Source organism: Marinobacter sp. SS8-8, assembly GCF_030540945.1.
Taxonomy (GTDB): domain Bacteria; phylum Pseudomonadota; class Gammaproteobacteria; order Pseudomonadales; family Oleiphilaceae; genus Marinobacter.
In genome coordinates this window covers 49,514-73,311 of record NZ_JASSVN010000011.1, presented here as the reverse complement: position 1 = coordinate 73,311, position 23,798 = coordinate 49,514, and the positions used below count along the sequence as shown (strand labels likewise).

Sequence of the window (23,798 nt, the reverse complement as noted above, 5' to 3'; positions counted from 1 at the left end):
AAAGCTGCAAAATCAGCATTCTGAGTCTGCAGCCAAGTAATAATCGTTTTCGTCGCAAAGTGTTACAAAATGTATATTTGAGACGCGGTTTACAGTCCGAGCCCGATGGACCCCAGCCCTGCAGCCACCTTCATATGTCCAATGACCACCGAAATGACATTCAGAATCAGGAAGACAATGATCGGTGACAGGTCCAGGCCGCCCATGGAGGGTATGACGTTACGCACCGGGCGCATCACCGGCTCGGTGATCTGGGCAACCAGCTGAATCGCCGGATGGCTACTGCCGGGCGCTATCCAGCTGACAACCACGACGGCAATGACGGACCAGAAGTAGATCTTCACGATCAGATCCAGCACGTTCAGTACCGCCCAGACCAACAGGGTGAGCGGGTTCATGGCGGGAATACCGCTGTTCAGGGCGACCAGAATCAGGAAGAGGGTGATGGCCTGGATAATGACCGCCAGAACCAGTGCGGCACCGTCAATTCCGCCCCACCCCGGGATAAAGCGCCGCAGTGGCCGTAGCAGGGGGGTGGTGGCCTTAACCACAAACTGGGTGATCGGGTTGTAGAAATCCGCCCTGGCCAGTTGAAGCAGGAACCGCAGCAGAACGATGGTCAGATAAAAGGTGGATGCGATCAGCAGGATGGTAATCAGGATGTCTGCCAGCATGAAGCCGTGTCTCCGTTATCGGTTACTGTTTGCCAGCCAGTTCTTTGGCCATTTCTTCCGAGCGCTTGAACGCCGCGTTGTAGGCCTTGCGGACCAGATCCCGCATACCGCCCTCTTCAAAGGTTTTGATGGCCTGCTCCGTGGTGCCTCCGGGCGACATCACATTACGCTTGAGCTGGCCGGGATCGTGTTCACTGCGGGCGGCCATCTCGGCAGCCCCTGCCATGGTCTGGATGGCCAGTTCACGGGCGGTGCCGGCGGCGATGCCGGCTTCCGTCGCCACTTCCTCGAGTACTTCGAGCATCAGGAAGAAATAGGCCGGCCCGCTGCCGGAAAGGGCGGTAACGCCATGCAGAAGGTGTTCGTCGTCGACCCAGAGCGCGGAACCGATGCTCTCGAATACCGACGCCACCATCTTCTTCTGGTTGTCTTTTACGTCCTTGTTGGCAAAGAGGCCGGCAGCCCCTTTGCCGACCAGAGACGGCGTGTTGGGCATCACCCTGACCAGGGGCAGGCCGCCACCGAGCCAGCCATCCAGCGTGTCAACAGTCAGGCCGGCGGCAATGGAGACCATCAGTGGTCGGGTGTTCTGCACTACCGGAGCAATATCGCGACAGACATCGGCCATCACCTGGGGTTTGACCGCGAGAACCACCATGTCAGCCTGTTGGGCGCAGTAGCGATTGTCGGTGGTGATGCTCACCCCGAAACGCTTGCGGATGGATTGCAGGTGTGTGTCATCCGGTGCGCTGACCCAGATGTCGCCGGCTTTGCAGCCGTTGTCCAGCATACCGCCAATGATGGCGCTGGCCATGTTGCCGGCGCCAATAAAAGAAATGGTTGGTGATGTGCTCAAGGTTCACTCCCCGGTTGATCGGTTAAACGTCTGGACCTGATGATAACAGGAACCGGCCGCTTCAGCTCTTTGCTGGCCGTTTGCCGAACAGTGCAGTGCCCACTCTCACCCAGGTAGCCCCTTCGGCAATGGCAATGTCCAGGTCGCCGGACATGCCCATGGACAGTGTGTCCAGGGGGCCTGCGTCTGGATAATCCGTTTTCAGTTGCTTCAGGGTGTTGGCCAGTTTCCGGAAGCTGGTCCTCAGCTCTGCCTCGGGCTGGTCCGGGTCCGGAATGGCCATCAGGCCTCTCAATTTCAGGTTCGGTAACTCGCCGATGGCGGCCACCAGTTCCGGAAGCTCCGTAATTCTGCTACCTGATTTGCTGTCTTCCTCATTAATATTGACCTGAAGGCAGATATTCAATGGTGGCATACCCGGGTCTCGTTGCTCACTGAGTCGACGGGCAATCTTGAGGCGATCGACACTGTGGACCCAGGAAAAGGCAGACGCAATTTGTCGGGTCTTGTTGGATTGTACCGGGCCGATGAAATGCCACTCGATGCCGTCGAGATCCGCCAGCGCTTCGATCTTCGCCAGGGCTTCCTGAAGGTAACTCTCACCGAACGCGCGCTGCCCCGCGGCGTAGGCCTCATGCAGATTGTCAGGCGGTCGCGCCTTGCTCACGGCGAGCAGCTGCACGGCTCCCGGCTCGCGGCCCGCCTGCAATGTTGCTTTTTGTATGCGTCGGGTTACGCTCCCGATGTTGTCTGCTATGCTGCTCATAGTGTGAAAATGCCACGTCCGGTCTGTCACTTGTACGATGACACGTTACCCGCAGGTCACTGAAATGCCAAGTGAACCACGCCGGGGCCTCGCCGGGCGCATACGACCGGGATAAAAGAAAAAGCCTTCCGAGGATTTCTATGGATATTACTGAACTGCTTGCCTTTTCGGCCAAACAGGGCGCGTCTGACTTGCACCTGTCTGCCGGCCTGCCACCGATGATTCGTGTTGATGGGGACGTTCGCCGCATCAACCTGCCGCCCATGGAGCACAAAGAAGTCCACGGGCTGATCTATGACATCATGAATGACAAGCAGCGCAAGGACTACGAAGAATTCCTGGAAACCGACTTTTCCTTTGAAGTGCCCGGTGTGGCCCGTTTCCGTGTCAACGCCTTCAACCAGAACCGCGGTGCCGGTGCGGTGTTCCGGACCATACCCTCCAAGGTTCTGACCATGGAGGATCTGGGCATGGGCCAGGTCTTCAAGGATGTGTCTTCGGTGCCCCGCGGGCTGGTGCTGGTGACCGGCCCGACCGGTTCCGGTAAGTCGACCACGCTGGCCGCAATGATCGACTACATCAACGACACCCGTTATGAGCACGTCCTCACTATTGAGGACCCTATCGAATTCGTGCATGACTCCAAGAAATGCCTGGTGAACCAGCGGGAAGTGCACCGGGATACCCTGGGCTTCAACGAAGCGCTGCGCTCGGCACTGCGGGAGGACCCGGACATTATCCTGGTAGGTGAGCTGCGGGATCTGGAAACCATTCGCCTGGCCCTCACCGCCGCGGAAACCGGCCACCTGGTGTTCGGCACCCTGCATACCACCTCTGCCGCCAAGACTATCGACCGGGTGGTGGATGTGTTCCCGGCCGAGGAAAAGTCCATGGTGCGGTCGATGTTGTCGGAATCCCTGCAGGCGGTTATTTCTCAGACCCTGATGAAGAAAATGGGCGGCGGCCGGATTGCGGCACACGAGATCATGATTGGAACCTCAGCGATCCGTAACCTGATCCGTGAGGACAAGATCGCCCAGATGTACTCGTCGATCCAGACCGGTGGTTCCCTGGGCATGCAGACACTGGACCAGTGCCTGGAGCGGTTGCTTCAGAAAGGGCTGATATCCCGCGAAGCAGCGCGGGCCAAGGCGAAGATGCCTGATAACTTCTAACTTTCTTGTTCCCTGTGCCCAGAGTCGGGTGTAGGGAGTAGCGGGGTAATCCAGCCGGACTCCCCGAATTAGAGTTTGACCCGAATAGAGTTTGAAGGGTGGGGCGGGTACTGCTTTCCGGGACTGACTGCAGCATGGATGCTGCAGTCAAGCTTACATGGATGTATTTACAGCGCGTCCCGGGAAGCAGTACCCACACCACCCAGGCACCAAAAAATGAAGACTGGGTAAAAAAAATGGAATTCGAAAAACTGTTACGGCTGATGGTGGAAAAGGGCGGTTCGGACCTGTTTATTACAGCGGGTGTGCCGCCAAGCATGAAGGTGAACGGGAAAGTGCTGCCGGTTACCAAGAACGCGCTGACGCCGGAGCAGACGAGGGAGTTTGTCTACGGCTCGATGAACGAAAAACAGCGCGCCGAGTTTGAGGAAACCCACGAATGTAACTTTGCGATCAGCGCCCGGGGCATTGGCCGCTTCCGGGTCTCCGCCTTCTTCCAGCGCAACCTCTGCGGCATGGTGTTGCGCCGGATTGAGGTGAAGATTCCGCAGATTGACGACCTTGCCCTGCCGGGGGTGATCAAGGATCTGGCCATGACCAAGCGGGGCCTGATCATGTTTGTGGGTGCCACCGGTACCGGCAAGTCCACCTCGCTGGCGGCCATGCTGGGGCACCGTAACCGTAACAGCCGTGGCCACATCATTTCCATAGAGGATCCGATCGAATTCGTCCACCAGCACCAGGGCTGTATCGTGACCCAGCGGGAAGTAGGGATTGATACCGAAAGCTTTGAAGTGGCTCTGAAGAACACCCTGCGTCAGGCACCGGACGTTATCCTGATCGGTGAGGTGCGTACCCGCCAGACCATGGAATACTCGGTGCAGTTTGCCGAAACCGGCCACCTGTGTCTGGCGACATTGCATGCCAATAACGCCAACCAGGCACTGGACCGGATCATTCAGTTTTTTCCGCCGGAACAGCATAACCAGATCTGGATGGACCTGTCCCTGAACCTCAGGGCCATTGTGGCGCAACAGCTCATTCCCACACCCGATGGTAAAGGGCGTAAGGCGGTTATCGAGGTGCTGATCAATACTCCGCTGGTGGCGGACCTGATCCGTAAGGGCGAGGTGCATCGCCTGAAGGAGTTGATGGCCAAGTCCAACGAATCCGGTATGCAAACCTTCGATCAGGCGCTTTACCAGCTGTACTCCGACGGATCGATTACTTACGAAGACGCTCTGGCTCATGCCGACTCCGCCAATGATCTGCGCCTGATGATTAAACTGGGTGCCGATGCCCAGGGGGCGGATAAATTGTCGTCTTCGGTGGACAGGCTTTCGATTCAGGACGACTAACCTGCGCCGCACCATCAGGCTTTCGTTGCAGATGTTTCGCAAAGCATTCTGGGAACCCTGCACCGCGTACTGATCAGCCAACCACCTGGTCGCGCAGGGTGCGCTTCGGACCGTCGTCCATGCCCTGTTTTGGGGTGTCTCAGTGGGCTTGGTCCCAGTTGTCGCCGGCTCCGGCTTCCACCAGCAGTGGTACATCCAGCTCTGCGGCTGCCGACATGCGTTTCACCAGTCCTTTACGGATTTTCTCCAGGGCCGATTCCTTTACTTCCAGAATCAGTTCATCGTGAACCTGCATGGTCATCCGGGCTTCGTCGGCATGCTCGGTGAGCAGCCAGTTCTCCACATCCACCATGGCCCGCTTGATAATGTCCGCTGCGGTGCCCTGCATGGGCGCGTTGATGGCGGTCCGTTCGGCAGCCTGTTGCAGTTGTTTGTTTCGGGCGTTGATTTCGGGCAGGTACAGGCGGCGACCAAACAGGGTTTCTACAAAACCATTGTCGTGGGCCTGTTTGCGGATGTTGTCCATGTATGCCAGTACCCCCGGGTAACGCTCGAAATAGCGGTCGATGTATTGCTGGGCCAGCTTGCGCTCCACATCCAGTTGCCGGGAGAGACCAAAGGCGGACATGCCGTAGATCAGGCCAAAGTTGATGGCCTTGGCGCTCCGGCGCTGGTCCGGCGATACCTCGTCCAGGTTTACGCCGAACACTTCGGCGGCGGTTGCCTTGTGAATATCTTCCCCGTGTTCAAAGGCAGTGAGCAGTCCCTTGTCGCCGGACAGGTGAGCCATGATCCGCAGTTCGATCTGGGAGTAATCCGCCGCGACCAGTTTGTACCCTTGCTGAGCGATAAACGCCTGACGTATCCGTCGCCCCTGCTCGCTGCGGATAGGGATATTCTGCAGGTTTGGCTCGGAGGAGGATAACCGCCCCGTCGCTGTGACGGCTTGATGGTACGAGGTGTGCACACGGCCCGTCCGGTGGTGAATCAGCTCGGGCAGAGTATCGGTGTAGGTGGACTTGAGCTTGCTCAGGCTCCGGTGTTCGAGGATCAGTCGCGGCAGTTCATACTCATGAGCGAGTTCCTGCAACACCGGCTCGGCGGTTGACGGTGCGCCCTTGGGGGTTTTCTTGACGACCGGCAAGCCCATTTTGTCGTAGAAAATGGTCTGGAGTTGCTTGGTGGAGCCCAGGTTAAAGGTCTCACCTGCGACGTCGTGAGCTTCCTTTTCCAGTTCGGCCAGACGTTCGGCCAGCTCCTGGCTGTGCCGGCGCAGTGTGCTCGCGCTGATCAGGGTTCCGCGCTGTTCCATACGCGAAAGCACAGGCACCAGGGGCAGATCGATTTCCTCGTAAACGGACGCCAGTTTGCCGGTTTGTTTCAGCTTTGGCCTCAGAACCCGGTGCAGTCGCAGTGTGATGTCCGCATCCTCGGCGGCGTAGGGTGCGGCTTTTTCCAGCTCGATCTGGTTGAAGGTGAGCTGCTTTGCGCCCTTGCCGGCGATGGATTCGAAACTGATGGTCTTTTCGCCAAGGTAGAGCATGGCCAGGCTGTCCATATCGTGGCGGGTGGCCACGGAATTCAGGACATAGGACTCCAGCATGGTGTCCTCGGCAATCCCCTGAAGGGTGATACCGTGATTGGCCAGCACATTTTTGTCGTATTTCAGGTTCTGTCCGATTTTGGCCTGGCCGGGATCTTCAAGCAGTGGCTTGAGCTGTTCCAGTACCGCCTCACGGTCCAGTTGGTCCGGAGCCCCCATGTAGTCATGAGCCAGGGGCACATAGGCCGCTTCACCCGGAGTGATGGCAAAGGAGACGCCAACTATCTCGGCGTCCATATAACGAAGGCTTGTGGTTTCGGTATCAAAGGCGAAAAGGTCGGCGGATTTCAGGCGCTGCAACCAGCGGTCAAGATCGCCCTGGTCGGTGATGACGCTGTAGTTTTTACCGGTCTTGGGCGCCAGGTTTTCGCTGGCGGATTTGCTGGCTGGTGTTTGCGGGTTTTTATTGCTCTCCAGTTCAGCAATCCAGCTCCGAAATTCGTACTCCCGGAACAGTTCCAGCAACTGCTGGTCATCCTGCTCACGCAGTTTCAGATCTTCCAGGCCAAAGTCCAGCTCCACATCGGTGCGGATGGTGGCCAGTTCGCGGCTCAGGGGGAGGGCTTCAGTGGCTTCCCGGAGGTATTCACCAATCTTGCCTCTGATCTCATCCGCATGCTCAACCAGATTGTCCAGATCTTGGTAGGTCTGCAGCCACTTCACCGCGGTCTTCGGTCCGCACTTGTCAACTCCCGGGATGTTGTCCACCTTGTCGCCCACCAGGGTCAGGTAGTCGACGATCTGCTCGGGGGTAACACCGAACTTTTCCACCACGCCTTCCCGGTCCATCCGGGTTTCGGTCATGGTGTTGATCAGCGTTACGTGGTCGCTGACCAACTGTGCCATGTCCTTGTCGCCGGTCGAAACCACCACGTCAATGCCCTTGCTGGTGGCTTCGTTGGCCAGGGTGCCGATTACGTCGTCCGCCTCGACGCCGGTTACGGTCAGCAGGGGCAGCCCCATGGCCTTCACGATTTCGCGGATGGGTTCGATCTGGCAGGCCAGGTCCTCAGGCATCGGCGGCCGATTGGCCTTGTACTCTTGGTACAGGTCATGCCGGAAGGTTTTGCCCTTGGCATCGAAGACCACCACCATCTTTGAGCCGGGGAAATCCTGCTCCAGGCGCCGGATCATGCTGATCACACCCTTGATCGCACCGGTGGGGTGGTCCTTGCTGGTAGTCAGCGGTGGAAGTGCATGATAAGCACGGAAAAGATAGGACGATCCGTCCACAAGAACCACTGGTGGTGTGTTTTTGCTGGTCATGTCAAAACAAGTCCGGATTCTGTATTGAAGCGTGGGTTGGCTTATGCAACTCTGTACTGAAATCGATGAACGAAAGGGTATCACGAAAATGAAACGAATCGCCTGCCCGGCATTGCTGCTCGCCTGTTTGCCGTTGGCTGCTCTGGCCCAGGAAGAGGGGGCGCTGAACGAGACGCCGGTGGAAACGCCGAAAGAGCCCGTTGTGGTTTCCGATTACCAGTCGGCAAGTGACGGCCCGCAAATTGTTATCCGCCCCGGCGAGAGCGAGGTCTTTTATGAGTACCGGGTTAACGGCCAGCTTGTGGAGATCAAGGTTGTGCCGGAAGTTGGCGCGGAATATTACCTGGTCCCTGTCGATGGCGGTGGCTGGATTCGGGAGACTGAGTCCGACATGCTGGTGCCCAGTTGGGTGATTTTCCGCTGGTAACCCTGATTCGCCCACTTCCCGCTTTTAGTATGAACATTCTAATTTTTGGGCGTAAGTTGGATCCTGAGATCGAAGCAAGGCCTGCTCCAAGCAGTTTCAGCAGGGCCTTGGAGCTTTCAGGAAAACCAATAGGAGAACAGACATGGGTAAACTCAAGTCATATCAGGAACAGCTGCAGGAAATCGTCGCTAAGGGTATCAATGCCGCTGAAGAGCAGCAGAAGAAGCTGGCTGCAAAGCCGTTTGATTACGCGGAGAAGCTGGAGGCCGAGGCGCGTGAGTACAGCGTCAAGACCCTGCGCAAGCGTTACAACGGTTACAGCGATAGCCTGTTTGGCCAGCTGCGCAGCCTGAACAGCCGCTTTGGCAGCTTCGCGGGTGATCTGGTCGCCAAGCTGGAAAAAGAGGCCGCTGAAGGCGCTGACGCGGTATCTGAAGCTGCCGAGGGTGTTTCCGAAGCCGCTCAGGACGCCAAGAAGTCCGTTGAGGCCAAGAAGCCGGCTGCGCGCAAAACCACCGCGCACAAGACTACCGCTACTACCAAGAAGAGCACTGCTGCTTCCGCCTGAAAGCGGTGAGGCATCGCACTTGATCAGTCAGTGAAATGAAAGAAGGGCCTTCGGTTCACCGCTGGCCCTTCTTTTTAGTCTGCGCTCCGGCGCGGCCCGGCGGCGGGGATCAGTTGGTTTCCCCAGCAGGCTCAAACGGCAGTGTCCGGGCCTCGTCGGTGACTTCTTCGAGGCGTTCTATATCGGCTTCAAAGGCCTTCTGCAGTGCCTTGATTTCCTGGGTTTGCGAGGCAATCTCCCGCTCAATGTCGCGAATCTGTGACTCCAGCCTCCGGATTTTCTCAAGGATGGATTCCGGTATGTCGCGTCCGGCCCGTTCCATATCAGCCGCGCGGCTCTGTTCGCTGTCCAGTTGGCTGGATATTACCGAGATGTTGCCTTTCTTGAGCTGGATCAGGCCCTCGAGTTCCCGGATCTTTCGATGCATGGCTTTCACTGCCTGATCCGGGTGACTGAAGCGCTTCAGCAACTGCCGATCTTTCTCACGTTGTTCGGCGAGCTCTTTCTGGCGTTGCTTTTCTGCTTCCCGGGCCGCAATTTCCTCTTTTGTGGGGGCTGGAGGGATGGTCTCGATCACACGACCATTGTTGCCCAGAATATCGTAGCCCCTTTTGGTGGCTTCCTGGGGAATGGTGCTGCTGATCACAACCTGGCCGTTCTCATCCGTGTATCGGTACATGTTGGCTGCGGCGTGGGTCGCCATGCCCAGAATAAGCGCAGATGCGCAAGCCCTGGCTGAAAATGCGGTCAGACGGTTGGCCATTGATCAGACTCCGTAACGATCCCGATAACTGGCGACCTTCCCGGCATGCCCGGCGAAGTCCGGGTTGGCCCTGAGGTAGTCCAGAACCTGTTCGAGGCGAATGATGCTCACCACCGGGATGGCGAACTGCTTTTCCACTTCCTGGATGGCCGAAAGTTCGCCGTTGCCTTTTTCCTGGCGGTCCAGCGCTATAAGCACGCCGGCTGGTTCTGCACCGGCAGCCCGAATAATGTCGATGGACTCACGGACCGCAGTGCCCGCAGTAATAACATCATCGACAATCAGTACTCTGCCCCGCAGCGGTGCGCCAACAATGTTGCCGCCCTCGCCATGATCTTTCTTTTCCTTGCGGTTAAACGCAAAAGGTTTGCTGCTACCGTCTGTCGCCAGGGCCATTGCGGTTACGGTGGCCAACGGAATGCCCTTATAGGCAGGTCCGAAAATGATGTCATAATCCAGGCTGCTGCGTGTGATCGCGGCGGCATAGGCCTTGCTTAACTGAAGCAGATCGTCCCCGGTGTTGAACAAGCCTGCGTTGAAGAAGTAGGGGCTGGTGCGACCCGACTTGAGCGTGAACTCACCAAAGCGCAGTACGTTCCGGCGGATGGCGAATTCGATAAACTGTTGCTGGTAGTCGTGCATGACAAGGCTTCTGGCGGGTGTTGATCTTTAATTAACACGTAAAAACGGTATCATACACACAAACCGAATCAGGGAACACGTATGCGGGTAGTATCAATCAGCGTCAATGGTCTCGCCCAGGCTGTTGATAAGGGCTTTTTCGAGTGGCTGGCGCAGCAGGATGCCGACGTAGTCTGTGTTCAGGACCATCGCATGCGGGCCTACGAGATTGAGGACTACAACCTGATTCCGGAAGGGTACGAGGCCTATTTTATTGATGGCGAGACTAATGAGGATGGTGGCGTCGGCATTTACACCCGCCATTTTCCGAAGGCCATCATGTACGGTTTCGCCAACGAACAGGCGGATCGTGAGGGCCGGTTTATTCAGGCCGATTTTGACAAGGTTTCCGTTGCCTGTGTGCTCGCGCCCTGTGCCCTTGGCCGGGAAGAGGAGCTGATCGGCGAAGACGACCTGACGGTGCTGGACCACAAGGACGAGTTTATGGAGTCCTTTGGTCTGCACATGCAGAAGACGCTGCGCAAGCGCCGGCAGTTTATTTTTTGCGCCAATCTCCAGACGGCCCACCATGTAACGGATGCCAGCCCGCTTTATCACAAGCTGGATTTTTCCGGTTTCCTGCCCCATGAGCGTGCCTGGCTGGATCGCCTGTTTGATGAGATGGGCTGTGTTGACGGGTTCCGGGAAGTGAACAGGCAGAGTAATCAGTTCACCTGGTGGCCTGAACAGGCGGAAGGTTCCCGCAGGAATGCCGGTATCCGGGTGGATTACCAGTTGCTGACCCCTGGGATCCGCAAGACCATCGAAGACGGCTGGATTGACGACGCAACCCGGTTTTCCGATCACGCACCGGTGATCATGGATTACGATATCGAAATCGGTTTTTGAGTCTGGGGAAGGCGCCTGTTTGGCGACGTTTCCCCAGACACGCTACGAGCACATCCCTGTGCGCTTGTTTCGGGCCGTCCATGGCCCTCAACAGCCTGGGGAAACGTCGCCACACAGGCGCCTCAGACTTGTGAGTTAGCCTTCCAAAGCTGTTTTCTGGATTTCGAACAACTGCTCAATGCCCTGCCTGGCCAATACCAGCATGTTGTCCAGCTCTTCCTGAACAAACGGCGCACCTTCCGCCGTTCCCTGAATCTCGATAAAGCCGCCCTGGTCGGTCATGATAACGTTCATGTCGGTTTCCGCTTCGGAATCTTCCGGATAGTCCAGATCCACCACCGGGGTACCCTTGTAAACGCCAACGGACAGCGCGGCGACCATCTGTTTGAGTGGTGATTTTTTCAGGCGCTTTTCGGCCACCAGGTGATTCAGGGCGTCGACCAGTGCCACGCAACCGCCGGTGATGGCTGCGGTGCGGGTGCCGCCGTCGGCCTGGATGACGTCGCAGTCGATGGTGATGGAGTGTTCCCCAAGGGCGGTCAGGTCCACGGCGGCGCGCAGAGAGCGGCCGATCAGGCGCTGGATTTCAACGGTGCGCCCGCCCTGTTTGCCCCGGGCGGCTTCCCGGCCCATGCGGCTGCCGGTGGAGCGGGGCAGCATGCCGTACTCCGCAGTGATCCAGCCTTTGCCTTCACCCCTCAAAAATGGGGGAACCTTGTTTTCGACGGAGGCGGTGCAGATAACTTTGGTGTCCCCGAATTCAACCAGCACTGAGCCCTCAGCGTGACGGGTATAGTTGCGGGTAATTCGAACCTCTCTCGGTTGCTCGGGTGTTCTGCCGCTTGGACGCATAGTATTTCCTGAAGTCAGTAATGAATGTCCGGGCGCGTGTCCCGGTTGATCGTGTGCCGAAAAGGGCAGCGAGTATAACACGTTGGCTCTGTCCTTTTTTCGGTTCGCCGTCGGCGTTAAGAGCCTGCTAAACTCGGAGGCTTTCCACCAACCATAAAAGCGGAGCCGACATGATCCGAAGTATGACCGCATTTGCCCGAAAGGATGTTCAGGGAGGCTGGGGCACGCTGACTTGCGAGATCCGGACGGTGAACCATCGTTACCTGGAGCCTTCGTTCCGTCTGCCAGAAGCGTTCCGGGAGCTCGAGAACGGGTTTCGCGAGGAGCTTCGGCATCAGTTGAAGAGAGGCAAGGTGGATGTGTCCATGCGGCTTCAGTCCGCCGAGAGTGCGACCCAGAGTTTCGAGATCAGCGAAGAAATGGCGCAGGCCGTCAATGAGGCTGCGAATCACATCAACCGGATGCTGGATAACCCTGCCCACATCAACGCCCTGGATATTCTCCGCTGGCCTGGTGTGTTGTCGGTGCCGGAGCAGGACTATGGCCCGGCGAAAGAGGCGGCTGTAGCTCTGTTCGAGCACACCGTTGCCGAGCTTGCGTCGGTGCGGGAACGTGAGGGCGAGCGACTGCGGCCGTTGTTCGAGGATCGCCTGAAAGCCATGGGCGAACTGGTCTCCAAGGTGCGCACGCGCATGCCGGAGTTGCTTGAAGCTCAGGAGAAGGCACTTAGGGAGCGGTTCGAGAAAGCCAGGGTGGAGCTGGATTCCGAGCGGGTGGCCCAGGAAATGGTCGTGCTGGCCCAGAAGAGTGACGTTGCCGAAGAGCTGGACCGTCTCGATGCTCACATGAATGAGGTCTCCGACACGTTGCAGAGCGAGGATGCCATTGGCCGACGGCTGGACTTCCTGATGCAGGAGTTGAACCGCGAGGCCAATACCCTGAGTAGCAAGAGTATTGATGCTGGTGTCACACGAATTGCCGTGGACCTGAAGGTTCTGATCGAGCAGGTGCGTGAGCAGGTCCAGAACCTGGAATAAGCGCAGGTCAGGGCTTTTTGTGCTCAAGGCTGTCCAGCTCGTCCGGCAGTTGGAGCGTAACCTTTTGTTTGCTCAGCGGGCAGTCGAATTCCAGGTAGAATGCCAGCAGTTGCAGGGGAGCCGGGGCGGGTCGCCCGTAGAGGCGGTCGCCGATGATGGGGTGCCCCAGACCGGCCAGGTGACGGCGGATCTGGTGTTTCCGTCCGGTTTCAATGCACACCTGTACCAGGGAGGTCTGGTGGGTCTCGCTGGCATTTAGTGTCGTCACCCGGCTGGTTGCCGGTTTGCCCTCCACCGGGGCGTCAATAATCTGGTCCTGGGCGTTGATCACCCCGGTCACTCTGGCCCGGTAGCGTTTGGTCATGGTTCGGGCTGAAAAGCACTGGGACAGGGCGCCCGCGGCTTTCGGGTCGTGGGCGATCAGCATCAGCCCGGCGGCGTCGGCATCGAGGCGGTGGATCAGATGACACGGCCGCCCGAGAAGTACTTCTGCCAGCCGCAGCAGGCTGCAATGGTCGCCCCACTGGGAGCCCTGAGCCAGCATCCCATGCGGCTTGAACCAGACCGTGTAGCGCCCAAGGTCTTGTAGGAGCACCGGTTCTTCAGGTTTTCTGGCCAGCACGTTCTCGTCGTAGTACAGCTGAAGCCGGATGCCCGGCCTGAGTTCTTTGGTCGCCCGGCGCAGTCTCAGGCGTTTGCCTTTATGGGTCCACCAGCAGGCGCCCTTGGTCATGGCGTCCTTGATTTTCTGGCGTGAGAGCCCGGGTGATGCTTCGCTCAGGGCGTCAATGGCTTTTCGGGGTTCCTGAAGCGTAATGTCTATGGTGGTTCGCATAGATAGGATGTATCTGTTGGTATAAAGGGGCAACCAGATAAATGGTATCAGGTGATGCTCTGTCGGGGTGCGGTGTTTTGCCAAAGTCCGTATAATTCCAGCTTTTACCGGCCGAAATAGGTGGCCTCCGCGTTCAGGTTTGGAGTTCTCGGGTTATGAGTCAGGCAGTTGAACAGGGTACCCTGTACGTTATATCTGCGCCATCCGGTGCCGGCAAGACCAGCCTTGTGGCGGGCATGCTCCGCAATGACCACAAACTTGGCGTCTCCGTGTCCCACACCACCCGCTCCATGCGCGAAGGGGAGCAGAACGGTGTGAGTTATCATTTTGTCAGCCGGGAAGAGTTTGAGGCAATGATTGCCGAGGGTGATTTTCTGGAACACGCGGATGTTTTTGGCAATTACTACGGCACTTCCCAGGTCTGGGTGCGGGAGGCGCTGACCAGGGGCCAGGATGTCATCCTGGAGATTGATTGGCAGGGGGCCAGCCAGGTGCGCAGGCTGATTCCGGAGTGCGTCGGTATTTTTATTGTGCCGCCGTCGCCGGAAGTGCTGCGCGAGCGACTGGTGGGGCGTGGTACCGATTCGCCCGAGGCCGTGGAACGCCGGTTGGCGGAGGCCAGGGAAGAATGCCGCCACGCTGTTGAGTTCGATTTTCTGGTGGTCAATGACGACTTCGATATTGCCCTGGCGGATCTGCTGGCCATTGTGCGGGCCCAGCGCCTGCGCATGGAGGCGCAGCAGCCACGGTACCAGAAGCTTCTGGCAGGGTTGTCGGGGCCGGGCTGATACGGGCTTTTCCGGTATACAAATTGAGCCGCCCGCAGTAAACTGTCCGGTCTGCTAAATCAGTCATTTTATTTGTCGGGGAAGTTATGGCACGAGTTACCGTTGAAGATTGTCTGGAACACGTTGATAACCGCTTCCAGCTGGTAATGCTGGCTACCAAGCGTGCGCGTCAGCTCGCTACCAAGGGGGCTGAGCCGATGGTGCCGGAAGAAAATGATAAGCCGACGGTCATTGCCCTGCGCGAAATTGCCGAAGGTAAGATTTCTCGTGATCTGCTCAAGGAAGAAGACGAGTAGGTTGTTTGCGGATACCGGGTCATTGAATGCCTGTCCGCGAGCGAGAAACATTGAAATCTGTCCCCGCAGTTTTATAGTGTGTCTATAGAACGTTGCTGGAAGGACTAAGGAAGGACCCGGATGTGCGCATTCGGGTTTTTTTGTCCCTGAATTTCAAGAAGTCGTGGAGGCGTGGTGTCGGCAGAGGCTACGGTTGAAGGGCTGGCGAGAGAGCTCAGTTCCTATCTGGATACCCATCGCATCAATCAGGTGCGGCGTGCCTACTATTATGCCGAGCAGGCCCATGAGGGCCAGATGCGCAAAAGTGGCGACCGGTATATTACCCACCCCCTTGCCGTTGCCCACATTCTCGCCGATCTCAGACTGGACCATCAGAGCCTGATGGCCGCGATGCTTCACGATGTCATTGAAGACACCGGTATCCCGAAGGATGCCCTGTCGGAGCAGTTCGGTGAGGATGTGGCCGAACTGGTGGATGGTGTCAGCAAGCTGACCCAGATTGAATTCCGTTCCCGGGCCGAAGCCCAGGCCGAGAACTTCCAGAAGATGACTCTCGCCATGGCCCGGGATATCCGGGTCATCCTGGTAAAGCTGGCGGACCGACTGCACAACATGCGTACCCTCGGTCCCATGCCTTACGAGAAACGCCAGCGCATTGCCAACGAAACCCTCGATATCTATGCCCCGATCGCCAATCGCCTTGGTATGCACTCGATCTGCACCGAACTTGAGGATCTGGGTTTCTCCTCGCTGTACCCGATGCGATCAAAGTACATCTCGAAAGCGGTGGAGAAGCTTCGGGGCAGTCACCGGGAAATCATCGAGGACATCCGTGGCAAGCTGCAGGAAAAGCTGGAAGAGCGTGGCCTGCCCGGGCGGATTCTTGGCCGGGAGAAGCATCTGAACAGCATCTACAACAAGATGAAGTTCAAGCAGAAATCCTTTCATGAAATCATGGATGTGTACGCCTTCCGGATCATCACCGACACCGAGGATGACTGCTATCGCATCCTCGGCGCCGTTCACAGCCTGTACAAGCCCCTGCCAGGCCGGTTCAAGGACTACATTGCCATGCCCAAGGCCAATGGCTACCAGTCTATCCATACGACCCTGTTCGGCATGCACGTGAACATTGAAATCCAGATCCGCACCGAGGAAATGGAACACATCGCCAACAACGGTATTGCGGCTCACTGGATGTACAAGAACGAGCCCAGCAGCGTTACCAGCCTGAACCAGGCAAGGGTTGATCGCTGGGTGGAGGGCCTGATGGAAATGCGGGAGCGGGCCGATGATTCCATGGAATTCATCGAGCACGTGAAAGTGGATCTGTTCCCGGATGAGATCTACGTGTTCACGCCCAAGGGCCGCATCATGGAGCTGCCCAGCGGCGCAACACCGGTAGATTTTGCCTACGCCATCCACACCGATATCGGTAATGCCACCGTGGCCTGCCGGATCAACCGTAATCTCGGCTCCCTGAGTCAGCCCCTTCAAAGCGGCCAGACTGTCGAAATTATCACTGCACCCGGTGCCCGGCCCAATCCGGCCTGGCTCAGTTTCGTGGTCACCGGCAAGGCAAGAAGCAGTATTCGTCATGTTCTGAAGAGCCAGAGACGGGCGGAATCGCTGGAGCTGGGGCGGGCCTTGCTGAAGAAGTCGCTGAAAGGCTTTGGTGCCAGGCTGTCGGATATCAGCGATGCCCAGAAACAGGCGGTGGTGAATCACAACCAGGTGAACAGTTTTGACGACCTGATCAGTGACATTGGTCTTGGAAACCGGATGGCCTATCTGGTTGCCCGTCAGCTCGTAAGCGGTGCTGATGGACCGGACTCCAGTGAGGGCGCTCGCGACATCGAGGGTGGCAATCACAGCCCGGTGACCATTCGTGGTACCGAGGGGCTGCTGGTACGGTTTGCCATCTGTTGCAAGCCGATTCCCGGCGACCCGGTGGTCGGTGTTATGGATTCCGGCAAAGGCATGGTGATTCATTCCGATACCTGCTCTCGCTTGCCGGAAGATGACGAGGGCCGCGCCGGCCTGACCCATCTCAACTGGGCCAAGGACATTACCGATGAATTTTCTGTGGAGTTGCGGGTCGAGCTTGAGCGTCAGCGTGGTGTGATTGCCGAGATGGCAAACGCCGTGGCCATGGCTGACGGCAACATCGAGCGCATCAATGTGGAGGAACAGAATGCCCGCTTCGGTGTCGTCAGCCTGGTGGTGCATGTGCAAGGGCGTCGGCATCTGGCCCGGGTTATGCGGCGCATCCGCAATATTCGGGCAATTACCCACATCAGCCGCGTACGGCACTGAACCAGACCAAAGCCCGGTTGACAGGCGCGCCACAGAGGGGTGAGGATTGTTGTTTTGGAACAGAGGAAAGTAAGGGTCATGACCAACAAATCCGTAATTCAGACCGAGAATGCGCCTCAGGCCATTGGCACCTACTCCCAGGCGGTGAAAGCCGGAGACACGGTATATCTGTCGGGCCAGATTCCGCTGGTGCCGGAGACCATGGAAGTGGTGGCGGGGGATTTTGCTGCCAAGACCCGTCAGGTATTTGATAACCTCAAGGCCGTGTGTGAAGCCGCCGGCGGCGAGCTCAAGGATATTGTGAAGCTCAATATCTATATGACCGACCTGGCAAACTTCGCCACGGTAAACGAGATCATGGCTACCTATTTCCAGGAGCCGTATCCTGCCCGTGCGGCAGTTGGCGTCGCGGCGCTGCCCAAGGGCGTGCCCGTTGAAATGGAAGCCGTGATGGTGCTGAGTTAAGGCTCGGGGCAAACCTGACTCCTGCGGATAAAGGCGGCCACGGTCGCCTTTTATGATTTACAGGGTCAGTGTTTACTGATCATCGCGCTGTAGCCGGCCCGGAAGTCCGGGTACCGGAACTGAAATCCGGTGGCCAGCAGTCGTTGGTTCTTGCAGCGTTTGCTCCCGGCCCGGCCCCCTTGACGGGCGTCTGGTACGGGATCGGCGCAGGGAGTCTGTTGCCGTACCCAGTCCACCACCTCATCGAGCCGGACCGGCTCGCAATCACTGGCGATGTAGCAGGGTTCCAGTTGCGCCCCGGAGAGGGCAAGCCGGACCAGATGGGCGGCAGCTTCCGCAGCATCTTCTTCGTGGATCCGGTTACTGAACGGTGCCGGTGGCTGGGGGTTCATGCGGCCTTGCCGAACCTCTTCAAGAAAACGTGCCCTGGATGGACCATAAATACCACTGAACCGTATGATGGTTGCAGGGTGATTGCTGCCCAGCGCCGTTTGCTCCCCCGCCAGAATCTGCCCGCCGCTGAATCTGACTGGGTTGACAGGGCTGGACTCGTCTACCCAGCTGTCGTCATCCTGAGCGTAAACGCTGGTACTGCTGACAAAGAAGAGATGTTTCAGGGAATGTTCGCCCAGTTCCCGTAGCAGGTTTTCGAGGCCGGTAACGTATGCATCCTGGTAGCCCTGCTGGTCGTAACTGGAGGGTGTCAGGCAATAAATGACGATGTCCAGGTTATCTGGCAACTGGCCGGCCAGGGTTGCAGGCCGGGTCAGGTCCGCTCCGATGCCCTGTACGCCCTCCGGCACCCGGTCCGGATTCCGGCGCAGTCCGAATACCGTTGCAGAGTGCTTCAGCCGGCTGGCGATGGCGCCACCGAGTTTGCCGCAGCCGGCAACCAGGATTCCCGGCGGGTTAGTGCTTTCAGTGATTGCCATAGACAATTTCAATCCTTATGCTTTAACTCATAAATAAGTGGAACTTCGACCCGCATTCATCCGACCGGAGCTCACCATGACTCTCACCGAGTTACGATACGTCGTTACGCTGGCCCGCGAAAGGCATTTTGGCCGGGCTGCCGAGCGTTGCCATGTAAGCCAGCCGACGCTCAGTGTTGCTGTGAAAAAGCTGGAAGACGAGCTTGGCATCCCGCTGTTCGAACGCAGCAAGAGCAGTATCCGTGTCACCGAAACCGGTCAGCGTATTATTGAGCAGGCGCAACGGGTGCTTGATCAGGTGGGCGTCATCAGGGATTTGGCCCAGGGCGGCAAGAACCAGCTCAATTCGCCTTTGAAAGTCGGCGCGATTTACACGATTGGCCCCTACCTTTTCCCCCATTTGCTGCCGGAGCTGCACCGTGCGGCGCCCGAAATGCCGCTGTACATTGAAGAAAACTACACCGCAAGCCTGCGCCAGAAGCTCCGGCACTCGGAGCTGGACGCCATCATCATCGCCCTGCCTTTTGAAGAGCCGGAAGTTGTGACGCTGCCACTCTACGATGAGCCTTTTGTGGTGCTTCTGCCCGCCGGGCATCCACTGGCAAGGAAAGAGCAGCTAACCGCCGGTGAACTCGCCCGGGAACAGCTGTTGCTTCTTGGACCCGGCCATTGTTTCCGGGATCAGGTGCTGGAATCCTGTCCGCCGCTGGTCGAGGCGGTGACCCGGCGCGCAGACGCGGCCTCCCCTTCGCTGGTTACCGAGGGCAGTTCCCTGGAAACGATTCGCCACATGGTTGCGTCCGGGCTGGGTATTACGGTTTTGCCGCTCTCCGCGGCAACGGCCATGCAGTACCCCGAAGACATTCTGGCCGTACGCCCATTCACGCCGCCGGTGCCATTCCGGACCGTTGCGCTGGCCTGGCGCGTCACCTTCCCGCGGCCCAAGGCCATTGATGTACTGTCGCTGGCAGCGAGCCAGTGCCGGGTAATCGAGAAGGCTGGAACTGATGCACCCGTTGTGGCAGAAAGCGCCTGAGACCTGCCATGACGTCACTGGATGACATTTCGGTCACCCAGCTCAAGGGCGTAGGAAACGCCCTGGCAGAGAGGCTTGCCAAGCTGGGGATTGCCTCGGTGCAAGACCTGTTGTTCCACCTCCCGCACCGCTACGAGGACCGGACCCGCATTGTGCCGATGGGCAATCTGCAAATCGGCGATGTGGCGGTGGTCGAAGGGGAGGTGATGAAAGCCGACCTGGTTATGGGGCGCAGGCGCAGCCTGCAGGTGACCCTTCGGGACAACAGTGGTTTTCTGGTGATGCGTTTTTTTCATTTCAATGCCGCCCAGAAAAACCAGCTGAACGAAGGCGCCAGAGTCAGGTGCTTTGGGGAGGTCCGGCCGGGGCGGGCTGGTTATGAATTCTATCACCCGGAATATCAGGTCAATCCGCCACCCATGCCTGCGCAAAGTCAGGCAACCCTCACCCCGGTATATCCCCTGACCGAGGGCATTCAGCAACCCCGGGTGCGCTCCCTTTGCCGGCAGGCTCTGGGTTATCTGCAGCGATTCCCGATTCGGGACTGGCTGCCCAAGGAACTGTTGGCCGAGTACCAGCTGCCGGGTCTTACCGAGGCGGTCCAGATGGTGCATTCTCCTCCCGCCAATGCGCCTGTGCAGCTGCTAATGGAAGGGCGCCACCCGGCGCAGCAGAGGCTGGTGATGGAGGAATTGCTGGCGCATCAGTTGAGTCTGCTTCAGGTGCGCGAGCAGATCCGGGCCCGGGAGGCACTGCCGCTTCTGCCAACGGGAGACCTTCCGGAACGTTTCCTCGATTCCCTGCCGTTTTCACTCACCGGCGCACAGCGCCATGTGCTTGCGGATATCCGGCAGGATCTCAGTCAGCCTTTGCCGATGCTCAGGCTTGTCCAGGGTGACGTTGGTTCCGGGAAAACCGTGGTGGCGGCGCTGGCGGCCTTGCAGGCTATTGGGGCGGGCACCCAGGTCGCCCTTATGGCACCCACTGAAATCCTGGCTGAACAGCACTTGCAGAACTTCCGGGCATGGTTGGAGCCGCTGGGTATAAGGCTTGCCTGGCTGTCCGGCAAAGTCAAAGGCAGGGCGCGGCAAGAGGCGCTGGACGTTGTCCGGTCCGGTGAGGCCGGGGTGGTGATCGGAACCCATGCCCTGTTCCAGAATGAGGTTGAGTTTCACCGGCTCGCCCTGGTAATCGTGGATGAGCAACACCGGTTTGGCGTTCACCAGCGCCTGGCCCTGCGTGATAAAGGCGTAGGCGGGGCATTGGCACCCCATCAACTGATCATGACAGCAACGCCGATTCCCCGCACTTTGGCCATGAGCGCTTATGCGGACCTGGACACCTCGGTGATTGATGAGTTGCCACCAGGCCGGAAACCGATTGAAACCATTGTGATTCCTGACAGCCGGCGTGAAGACGTGATTGAGCGTGTGCGCGGTGCGTGCCGGGAAGGACGGCAGGCTTACTGGGTGTGTACACTGATCGAGGAGTCCGAAGCCTTGCAGTGCCAGGCTGCAGAAGTGACGGCTCAGGAACTGGCAGAGAGGCTGCCGGATCTCACTATGGGCCTGGTCCATGGCCGGCTCCGGGCCCAGGAGAAAGCGGCGGTTATGGAACGGTTCAAGGTGGGCGAGCTTGATTTGCTGGTGGCCACTACGGTGATCGAGGTTGGAGTTGATGTTCCCAATGCTTCGTTGATTATCATTGAAAATCCCGAGCGCCTCGGGCTGGCCCAGTTGCACCAGCTTCGCGGTCGTGTCGGCCGGGGTGAGCAGGCGAGTTTTTGCGTACTGATGTATCACCCGCCATTGTCCGCTAACGGTAAGGCCCGGCTCCAGGCGCTTCGGGGCAGCCAGGATGGCTTTTTTATTGCGCAGAAGGACCTGGAGATTCGCGGGCCTGGCGAGGTGTTGGGTACCCGCCAGACCGGCATCATGCAGTTTCGCCTTGCGGATTTCGAGCGCGATAAGAGCTGGATTGAACCGGTACGGGAGATGGCACCAGGGCTCATGGCGCACCCGGATACAGTTCAGGCCCTGGTTCGGCGTTGGCTTGGCGATAAGATTCGCTATGGCGACGTTTAGAAGAGTCCGTTTTCGGGCCGACAACGTAACCTAGCGGTCCGGAAATAGAGTTCAGTCAACATCAGGGGTATTTCCTTGCCCTATACTGAGCTTACTGTGAGACCAGATCCGGACGATCCGAGAAAAAAACAGCAATATTCGGGAGGACTTTATGGAATTACCTGTCGCGGTGCAGCAGGCTTTGGGCGATTCCGCCGCCGGCGTGTCCCTCAGGGATGCTGCCCAGGCCAGCCAGAACCAACTGCTGCGCATGGTGTTGCTCAGTGATGGCCAGGGAAACCTTCAGGTTATCTGCCGCAAGGAGGATATGATCGATCTGGAGCTGCTGAACAAGCAGCTCGGCCGCGATTTCCGGCTGATGAAGCGCCGGGAGCAGCTCCGGGTCCGGGAAAGGGCCGGACTTAAGGCCTTGCCAGCATTGCCGTCTCTAACCGGATGGCCGACCGTTGTTGACCAGCGCGTCAATGCCTTGCCTGCAGTCGCTCTTGAGTTGGGCGAGCAAAACCTGGCGATGGTTATGCCTGCGGAAGACTTCCGGGCACTGACGGCCAAGGCCGACCGTCGTTCGTTCGCCGTGGCTCCGGAGTCCGTCTCCGTCAACCTGAGCGACCGCGGCAAGGACAGGGATCAGCTCCATTCCGCCATCAAGAAATTTACCGGCCGGCGTATACAGCAACGCCTGGAAGACACGCTTGAATTGCCGCCGCTGCCTGAAACCGCCCAGAGGATTATCCACCTGCGGGTGAATCCCAATGCTGTCATGGGCGACCTGGTAGACATCGTAGAGAGTGATCCCAGCCTTGCGGCCCAGGTAGTGAGCTGGGCTTCGTCCTCGTTTTATGCGGCCGCAGGGCAGGTAAAGTCAGTGCATGATGCCGTTTCCCGGGTGCTCGGATTTGATCTGGTGATGAACCTGGCCATGGGCCTTTCCCTCGGGCGGGCCCTCAAGCAGCCCCAGGATCACCCCGACGGCTATGTGGATTACTGGCAGCAGGCCATCTGGCAGGCCCAGTCCGCAGGCATTCTGGCCAGCATGATGCCCCGGGGCGAACGCCCGGTATTTGGTCTCGCTTATTTGGCAGGCCTGCTGCACAACTTTGGTCATCTGGTCCTGGCGCAGGTGTTTCCTCCGCATTTCAAGCTGGTCTGCCGCTCACTGGAAGTGAATCCGGATATTGATTCTTCGGTAACAGAGCATTACCTGCTGGGTATTACACGGGAGCAGATTGCCGCACAATTGATGGAAAACTGGGGCATGCCAGACGAGGTGACCCTGGCGATCCGTTACCAGAAAAATCCGGCCTACGATGGCGCCCAAAGCGTCTATGCCAGTCTGCTTTGGCTCGGCCGTCAGTCGTTAACCGCCCGGGGCGTGGAACTGGGTGCCGGGGAAACGGTCAGTCAGTCGTTCTACGAAAAACTGGGCCTTAACCGTGAGCAGGTTGAGGCGCAGTTTGATGAGCTGGTCACCAGTAAGGACAGCATAATGGCCATGGCTGGCATGATGAGCCAGTAGCAGATCGGCCTTCGCGGAAATTCTCCGCAAAAAAGCCAGCGCCGAGGCCGGCAGGCTTACCCGCTTGTTGCAAAATATAACAAAAAAAGCCTGACCGGTTGTGGCTGGAAGAATTCAAAGGGTATCGGACGAAAACGAATGGTGTCGAAGGGCAGTTGCTGCCCGGCGTATCTCGTCTGCGTGCTTCTGCTCGACTTCGAACCGTTGCCTGTCCATCTTTTCGACGAATTTTGTCTCAGTGGCCTGCCGGGCCCGATGGGTAGGCATGTGCTGTATCTGATCATGCACTTCCTGAAATATCCGAAACGGGGACTGCGCCAGCAAGTCTGGTGCAAGGTGGTCCAACAGGCCCTTGAGCCGCAGGCAGGCCTCTGAATATTCGATCTGATCCTCTTCAACCGCCATCGCGATGACACGCACGCTGCGGATCATGTCTTTTCGGCGCTTTGCCTGAAACGCTTCGGACTTGGCCTGTCGTTTACGGTTTTCCGAGAGCAAAGCCATCTGCCGGCGGATAAACATCAGCATCAGAACGATGGCAATCACGCCGGTGATGATCAGACTCCACTGCAGCCACTGGGGCATTATCGGCTCCTTTCCTGAATCAGGCCCGTTTGCATTGGCGCTCCTGGCAACTTGTTGTTTCGTGGTCGAG

Annotated in this window: 23 protein-coding genes; 13 read left to right on the top strand and 10 right to left on the bottom strand. The window is 58.2% G+C overall.

All coding sequences use genetic code 11. The annotated features are described in order from the left end of the window. Positions 1–89: 89 nt before the first annotated feature. The 3 genes from QPL96_RS12300 to QPL96_RS12290 all read right to left on the bottom strand — a co-directional run bounded on the left by QPL96_RS12300 (position 90) and on the right by QPL96_RS12290 (position 2,296). A complete protein-coding gene (locus QPL96_RS12300; protein WP_303287663.1) occupies positions 90–674 on the bottom strand; it encodes a YggT family protein in 585 nt (194 codons plus the stop codon). Positions 675–696: 22 nt separating this feature from the next. Continuing rightward, complete coding sequence (gene proC / locus QPL96_RS12295; protein WP_303287662.1) at positions 697–1,530, bottom strand: pyrroline-5-carboxylate reductase; 834 nt, start codon at positions 1,528–1,530, stop codon at positions 697–699. Between the two features lie 61 nt (positions 1,531–1,591). After that, positions 1,592–2,296 carry a YggS family pyridoxal phosphate-dependent enzyme gene (locus QPL96_RS12290; protein WP_303287661.1) on the bottom strand — a complete coding sequence of 235 codons (705 nt, stop codon included), beginning with the start codon at positions 2,294–2,296 and terminating at the stop codon, positions 1,592–1,594. 140 nt (positions 2,297–2,436) lie between these two features. Here QPL96_RS12290 and QPL96_RS12285 point away from each other — a divergent pair, with 140 nt between their 5' ends. Together QPL96_RS12285 and QPL96_RS12280 are read left to right on the top strand one after the other, a co-directional pair. Further along, entirely contained in the window at positions 2,437–3,471 is a 1,035-nt protein-coding gene (locus tag QPL96_RS12285; RefSeq protein WP_008174189.1) for a type IV pilus twitching motility protein PilT, read from the top strand. Between the two features lie 236 nt (positions 3,472–3,707). Beyond that, a complete protein-coding gene (locus QPL96_RS12280) occupies positions 3,708–4,829 on the top strand; it encodes a PilT/PilU family type 4a pilus ATPase (RefSeq protein ID WP_303287660.1) in 1,122 nt (373 codons plus the stop codon). 139 nt (positions 4,830–4,968) lie between these two features. Here the strand turns inward: QPL96_RS12280 and polA are convergent, their stop codons facing one another. Next, a complete protein-coding gene (gene polA / locus QPL96_RS12275) occupies positions 4,969–7,698 on the bottom strand; it encodes a DNA polymerase I (RefSeq protein ID WP_303287659.1) in 2,730 nt (909 codons plus the stop codon). Positions 7,699–7,786: 88 nt separating this feature from the next. Between polA and QPL96_RS12270 the strand changes: the two genes are divergently transcribed. Continuing rightward, on the top strand, positions 7,787–8,125 hold the full coding sequence (locus QPL96_RS12270) for a DUF2782 domain-containing protein (protein ID WP_303287658.1): 339 nt from the start codon (positions 7,787–7,789) through the stop codon (positions 8,123–8,125). Positions 8,126–8,267: 142 nt separating this feature from the next. Continuing rightward, the gene (locus QPL96_RS12265; protein WP_303287657.1) at positions 8,268–8,693 is read left to right on the top strand and encodes a hypothetical protein; all 426 of its coding nucleotides are present in this window, start codon (positions 8,268–8,270) and stop codon (positions 8,691–8,693) included. A 109-nt stretch (positions 8,694–8,802) separates the two neighbouring features. Here QPL96_RS12265 and QPL96_RS12260 read toward each other — a convergent pair whose 3' ends face one another. Next, the gene (locus tag QPL96_RS12260) at positions 8,803–9,456 is read right to left on the bottom strand and encodes a DUF4124 domain-containing protein (RefSeq protein WP_303287656.1); all 654 of its coding nucleotides are present in this window, start codon (positions 9,454–9,456) and stop codon (positions 8,803–8,805) included. A 3-nt stretch (positions 9,457–9,459) separates the two neighbouring features. Next, positions 9,460–10,098 (bottom strand): orotate phosphoribosyltransferase, encoded by a 639-nt coding sequence (gene pyrE, locus QPL96_RS12255; protein ID WP_303287655.1) that lies wholly within the window; start codon positions 10,096–10,098, stop codon positions 9,460–9,462. Positions 10,099–10,179: 81 nt separating this feature from the next. On the opposite strand from pyrE, the gene QPL96_RS12250 reads away from it, so the two are divergent. Further along, complete coding sequence (locus QPL96_RS12250) at positions 10,180–10,986, top strand: exodeoxyribonuclease III (RefSeq protein ID WP_303287654.1); 807 nt, start codon at positions 10,180–10,182, stop codon at positions 10,984–10,986. Positions 10,987–11,121: 135 nt separating this feature from the next. Here QPL96_RS12250 and rph read toward each other — a convergent pair whose 3' ends face one another. Beyond that, positions 11,122–11,838, bottom strand: a complete 717-nt coding sequence (gene rph / locus QPL96_RS12245; protein WP_303287653.1) for a ribonuclease PH — start codon at positions 11,836–11,838, stop codon at positions 11,122–11,124. A gap of 170 nt (positions 11,839–12,008) precedes the next feature. Here rph and QPL96_RS12240 point away from each other — a divergent pair, with 170 nt between their 5' ends. Then, complete coding sequence (locus QPL96_RS12240; RefSeq protein ID WP_303287652.1) at positions 12,009–12,875, top strand: YicC/YloC family endoribonuclease; 867 nt, start codon at positions 12,009–12,011, stop codon at positions 12,873–12,875. Positions 12,876–12,882: 7 nt separating this feature from the next. On the opposite strand, the gene QPL96_RS12235 is transcribed toward QPL96_RS12240, so the two are convergent. Beyond that, positions 12,883–13,710, bottom strand: a complete 828-nt coding sequence (locus QPL96_RS12235; RefSeq protein ID WP_303287651.1) for an RluA family pseudouridine synthase — start codon at positions 13,708–13,710, stop codon at positions 12,883–12,885. A 155-nt stretch (positions 13,711–13,865) separates the two neighbouring features. Between QPL96_RS12235 and gmk the strand changes: the two genes are divergently transcribed. From gmk to QPL96_RS12215, 4 genes are all read left to right on the top strand, one after another. Continuing rightward, complete coding sequence (gmk, locus tag QPL96_RS12230) at positions 13,866–14,498, top strand: guanylate kinase (RefSeq protein ID WP_303287650.1); 633 nt, start codon at positions 13,866–13,868, stop codon at positions 14,496–14,498. 86 nt (positions 14,499–14,584) lie between these two features. Beyond that, the gene (rpoZ, locus tag QPL96_RS12225; RefSeq protein ID WP_303287649.1) at positions 14,585–14,794 is read left to right on the top strand and encodes a DNA-directed RNA polymerase subunit omega; all 210 of its coding nucleotides are present in this window, start codon (positions 14,585–14,587) and stop codon (positions 14,792–14,794) included. A gap of 174 nt (positions 14,795–14,968) precedes the next feature. Beyond that, positions 14,969–17,110 (top strand): bifunctional (p)ppGpp synthetase/guanosine-3',5'-bis(diphosphate) 3'-pyrophosphohydrolase, encoded by a 2,142-nt coding sequence (locus QPL96_RS12220; protein WP_303287648.1) that lies wholly within the window; start codon positions 14,969–14,971, stop codon positions 17,108–17,110. A 78-nt stretch (positions 17,111–17,188) separates the two neighbouring features. After that, entirely contained in the window at positions 17,189–17,575 is a 387-nt protein-coding gene (locus tag QPL96_RS12215) for a RidA family protein (RefSeq protein WP_303287647.1), read from the top strand. A gap of 65 nt (positions 17,576–17,640) precedes the next feature. On the opposite strand, the gene QPL96_RS12210 is transcribed toward QPL96_RS12215, so the two are convergent. Continuing rightward, on the bottom strand, positions 17,641–18,507 hold the full coding sequence (locus tag QPL96_RS12210; RefSeq protein WP_303287646.1) for an NAD-dependent epimerase/dehydratase family protein: 867 nt from the start codon (positions 18,505–18,507) through the stop codon (positions 17,641–17,643). Positions 18,508–18,583: 76 nt separating this feature from the next. Between QPL96_RS12210 and QPL96_RS12205 the strand changes: the two genes are divergently transcribed. The 3 genes from QPL96_RS12205 to QPL96_RS12195 all read left to right on the top strand — a co-directional run bounded on the left by QPL96_RS12205 (position 18,584) and on the right by QPL96_RS12195 (position 23,143). Next, positions 18,584–19,543, top strand: coding sequence for a hydrogen peroxide-inducible genes activator (locus QPL96_RS12205; RefSeq protein ID WP_303287645.1), 960 nt, complete (start codon positions 18,584–18,586; stop codon positions 19,541–19,543). An 8-nt stretch (positions 19,544–19,551) separates the two neighbouring features. Further along, on the top strand, positions 19,552–21,627 hold the full coding sequence (recG, locus tag QPL96_RS12200; RefSeq protein WP_303287644.1) for an ATP-dependent DNA helicase RecG: 2,076 nt from the start codon (positions 19,552–19,554) through the stop codon (positions 21,625–21,627). Positions 21,628–21,778: 151 nt separating this feature from the next. Beyond that, on the top strand, positions 21,779–23,143 hold the full coding sequence (locus QPL96_RS12195) for an aminoacyl-tRNA deacylase and HDOD domain-containing protein (RefSeq protein WP_303287643.1): 1,365 nt from the start codon (positions 21,779–21,781) through the stop codon (positions 23,141–23,143). A gap of 114 nt (positions 23,144–23,257) precedes the next feature. Here the strand turns inward: QPL96_RS12195 and QPL96_RS12190 are convergent, their stop codons facing one another. Then, entirely contained in the window at positions 23,258–23,728 is a 471-nt protein-coding gene (locus QPL96_RS12190; protein ID WP_303287642.1) for a DUF2489 domain-containing protein, read from the bottom strand. Positions 23,729–23,798 lie beyond the last annotated feature (70 nt).

What these genes read in the sequence shown, in the direction of transcription:
- QPL96_RS12300 (WP_303287663.1), bottom strand. Translation starts at nt 674, where the DNA reads ATGCTGGCAGACATCCTGATTACCATCCTGCTGATCGCATCCACCTTT.
- QPL96_RS12290 (WP_303287661.1), bottom strand. Translation starts at nt 2,296, where the DNA reads ATGAGCAGCATAGCAGACAACATCGGGAGCGTAACCCGACGCATACAA.
- QPL96_RS12285 (WP_008174189.1), top strand. Translation starts at nt 2,437, where the DNA reads ATGGATATTACTGAACTGCTTGCCTTTTCGGCCAAACAGGGCGCGTCT.
- QPL96_RS12280 (WP_303287660.1), top strand. Translation starts at nt 3,708, where the DNA reads ATGGAATTCGAAAAACTGTTACGGCTGATGGTGGAAAAGGGCGGTTCG.
- polA (WP_303287659.1), bottom strand. Translation starts at nt 7,698, where the DNA reads ATGACCAGCAAAAACACACCACCAGTGGTTCTTGTGGACGGATCGTCC.
- QPL96_RS12270 (WP_303287658.1), top strand. Translation starts at nt 7,787, where the DNA reads ATGAAACGAATCGCCTGCCCGGCATTGCTGCTCGCCTGTTTGCCGTTG.
- QPL96_RS12265 (WP_303287657.1), top strand. Translation starts at nt 8,268, where the DNA reads ATGGGTAAACTCAAGTCATATCAGGAACAGCTGCAGGAAATCGTCGCT.
- QPL96_RS12260 (WP_303287656.1), bottom strand. Translation starts at nt 9,456, where the DNA reads ATGGCCAACCGTCTGACCGCATTTTCAGCCAGGGCTTGCGCATCTGCG.
- pyrE (WP_303287655.1), bottom strand. Translation starts at nt 10,098, where the DNA reads ATGCACGACTACCAGCAACAGTTTATCGAATTCGCCATCCGCCGGAAC.
- QPL96_RS12250 (WP_303287654.1), top strand. Translation starts at nt 10,180, where the DNA reads ATGCGGGTAGTATCAATCAGCGTCAATGGTCTCGCCCAGGCTGTTGAT.
- rph (WP_303287653.1), bottom strand. Translation starts at nt 11,838, where the DNA reads ATGCGTCCAAGCGGCAGAACACCCGAGCAACCGAGAGAGGTTCGAATT.
- QPL96_RS12240 (WP_303287652.1), top strand. Translation starts at nt 12,009, where the DNA reads ATGATCCGAAGTATGACCGCATTTGCCCGAAAGGATGTTCAGGGAGGC.
- QPL96_RS12235 (WP_303287651.1), bottom strand. Translation starts at nt 13,710, where the DNA reads ATGCGAACCACCATAGACATTACGCTTCAGGAACCCCGAAAAGCCATT.
- gmk (WP_303287650.1), top strand. Translation starts at nt 13,866, where the DNA reads ATGAGTCAGGCAGTTGAACAGGGTACCCTGTACGTTATATCTGCGCCA.
- rpoZ (WP_303287649.1), top strand. Translation starts at nt 14,585, where the DNA reads ATGGCACGAGTTACCGTTGAAGATTGTCTGGAACACGTTGATAACCGC.
- QPL96_RS12215 (WP_303287647.1), top strand. Translation starts at nt 17,189, where the DNA reads ATGACCAACAAATCCGTAATTCAGACCGAGAATGCGCCTCAGGCCATT.
- QPL96_RS12210 (WP_303287646.1), bottom strand. Translation starts at nt 18,507, where the DNA reads ATGGCAATCACTGAAAGCACTAACCCGCCGGGAATCCTGGTTGCCGGC.
- QPL96_RS12205 (WP_303287645.1), top strand. Translation starts at nt 18,584, where the DNA reads ATGACTCTCACCGAGTTACGATACGTCGTTACGCTGGCCCGCGAAAGG.
- recG (WP_303287644.1), top strand. Translation starts at nt 19,552, where the DNA reads ATGACGTCACTGGATGACATTTCGGTCACCCAGCTCAAGGGCGTAGGA.
- QPL96_RS12195 (WP_303287643.1), top strand. Translation starts at nt 21,779, where the DNA reads ATGGAATTACCTGTCGCGGTGCAGCAGGCTTTGGGCGATTCCGCCGCC.
- QPL96_RS12190 (WP_303287642.1), bottom strand. Translation starts at nt 23,728, where the DNA reads ATGCCCCAGTGGCTGCAGTGGAGTCTGATCATCACCGGCGTGATTGCC.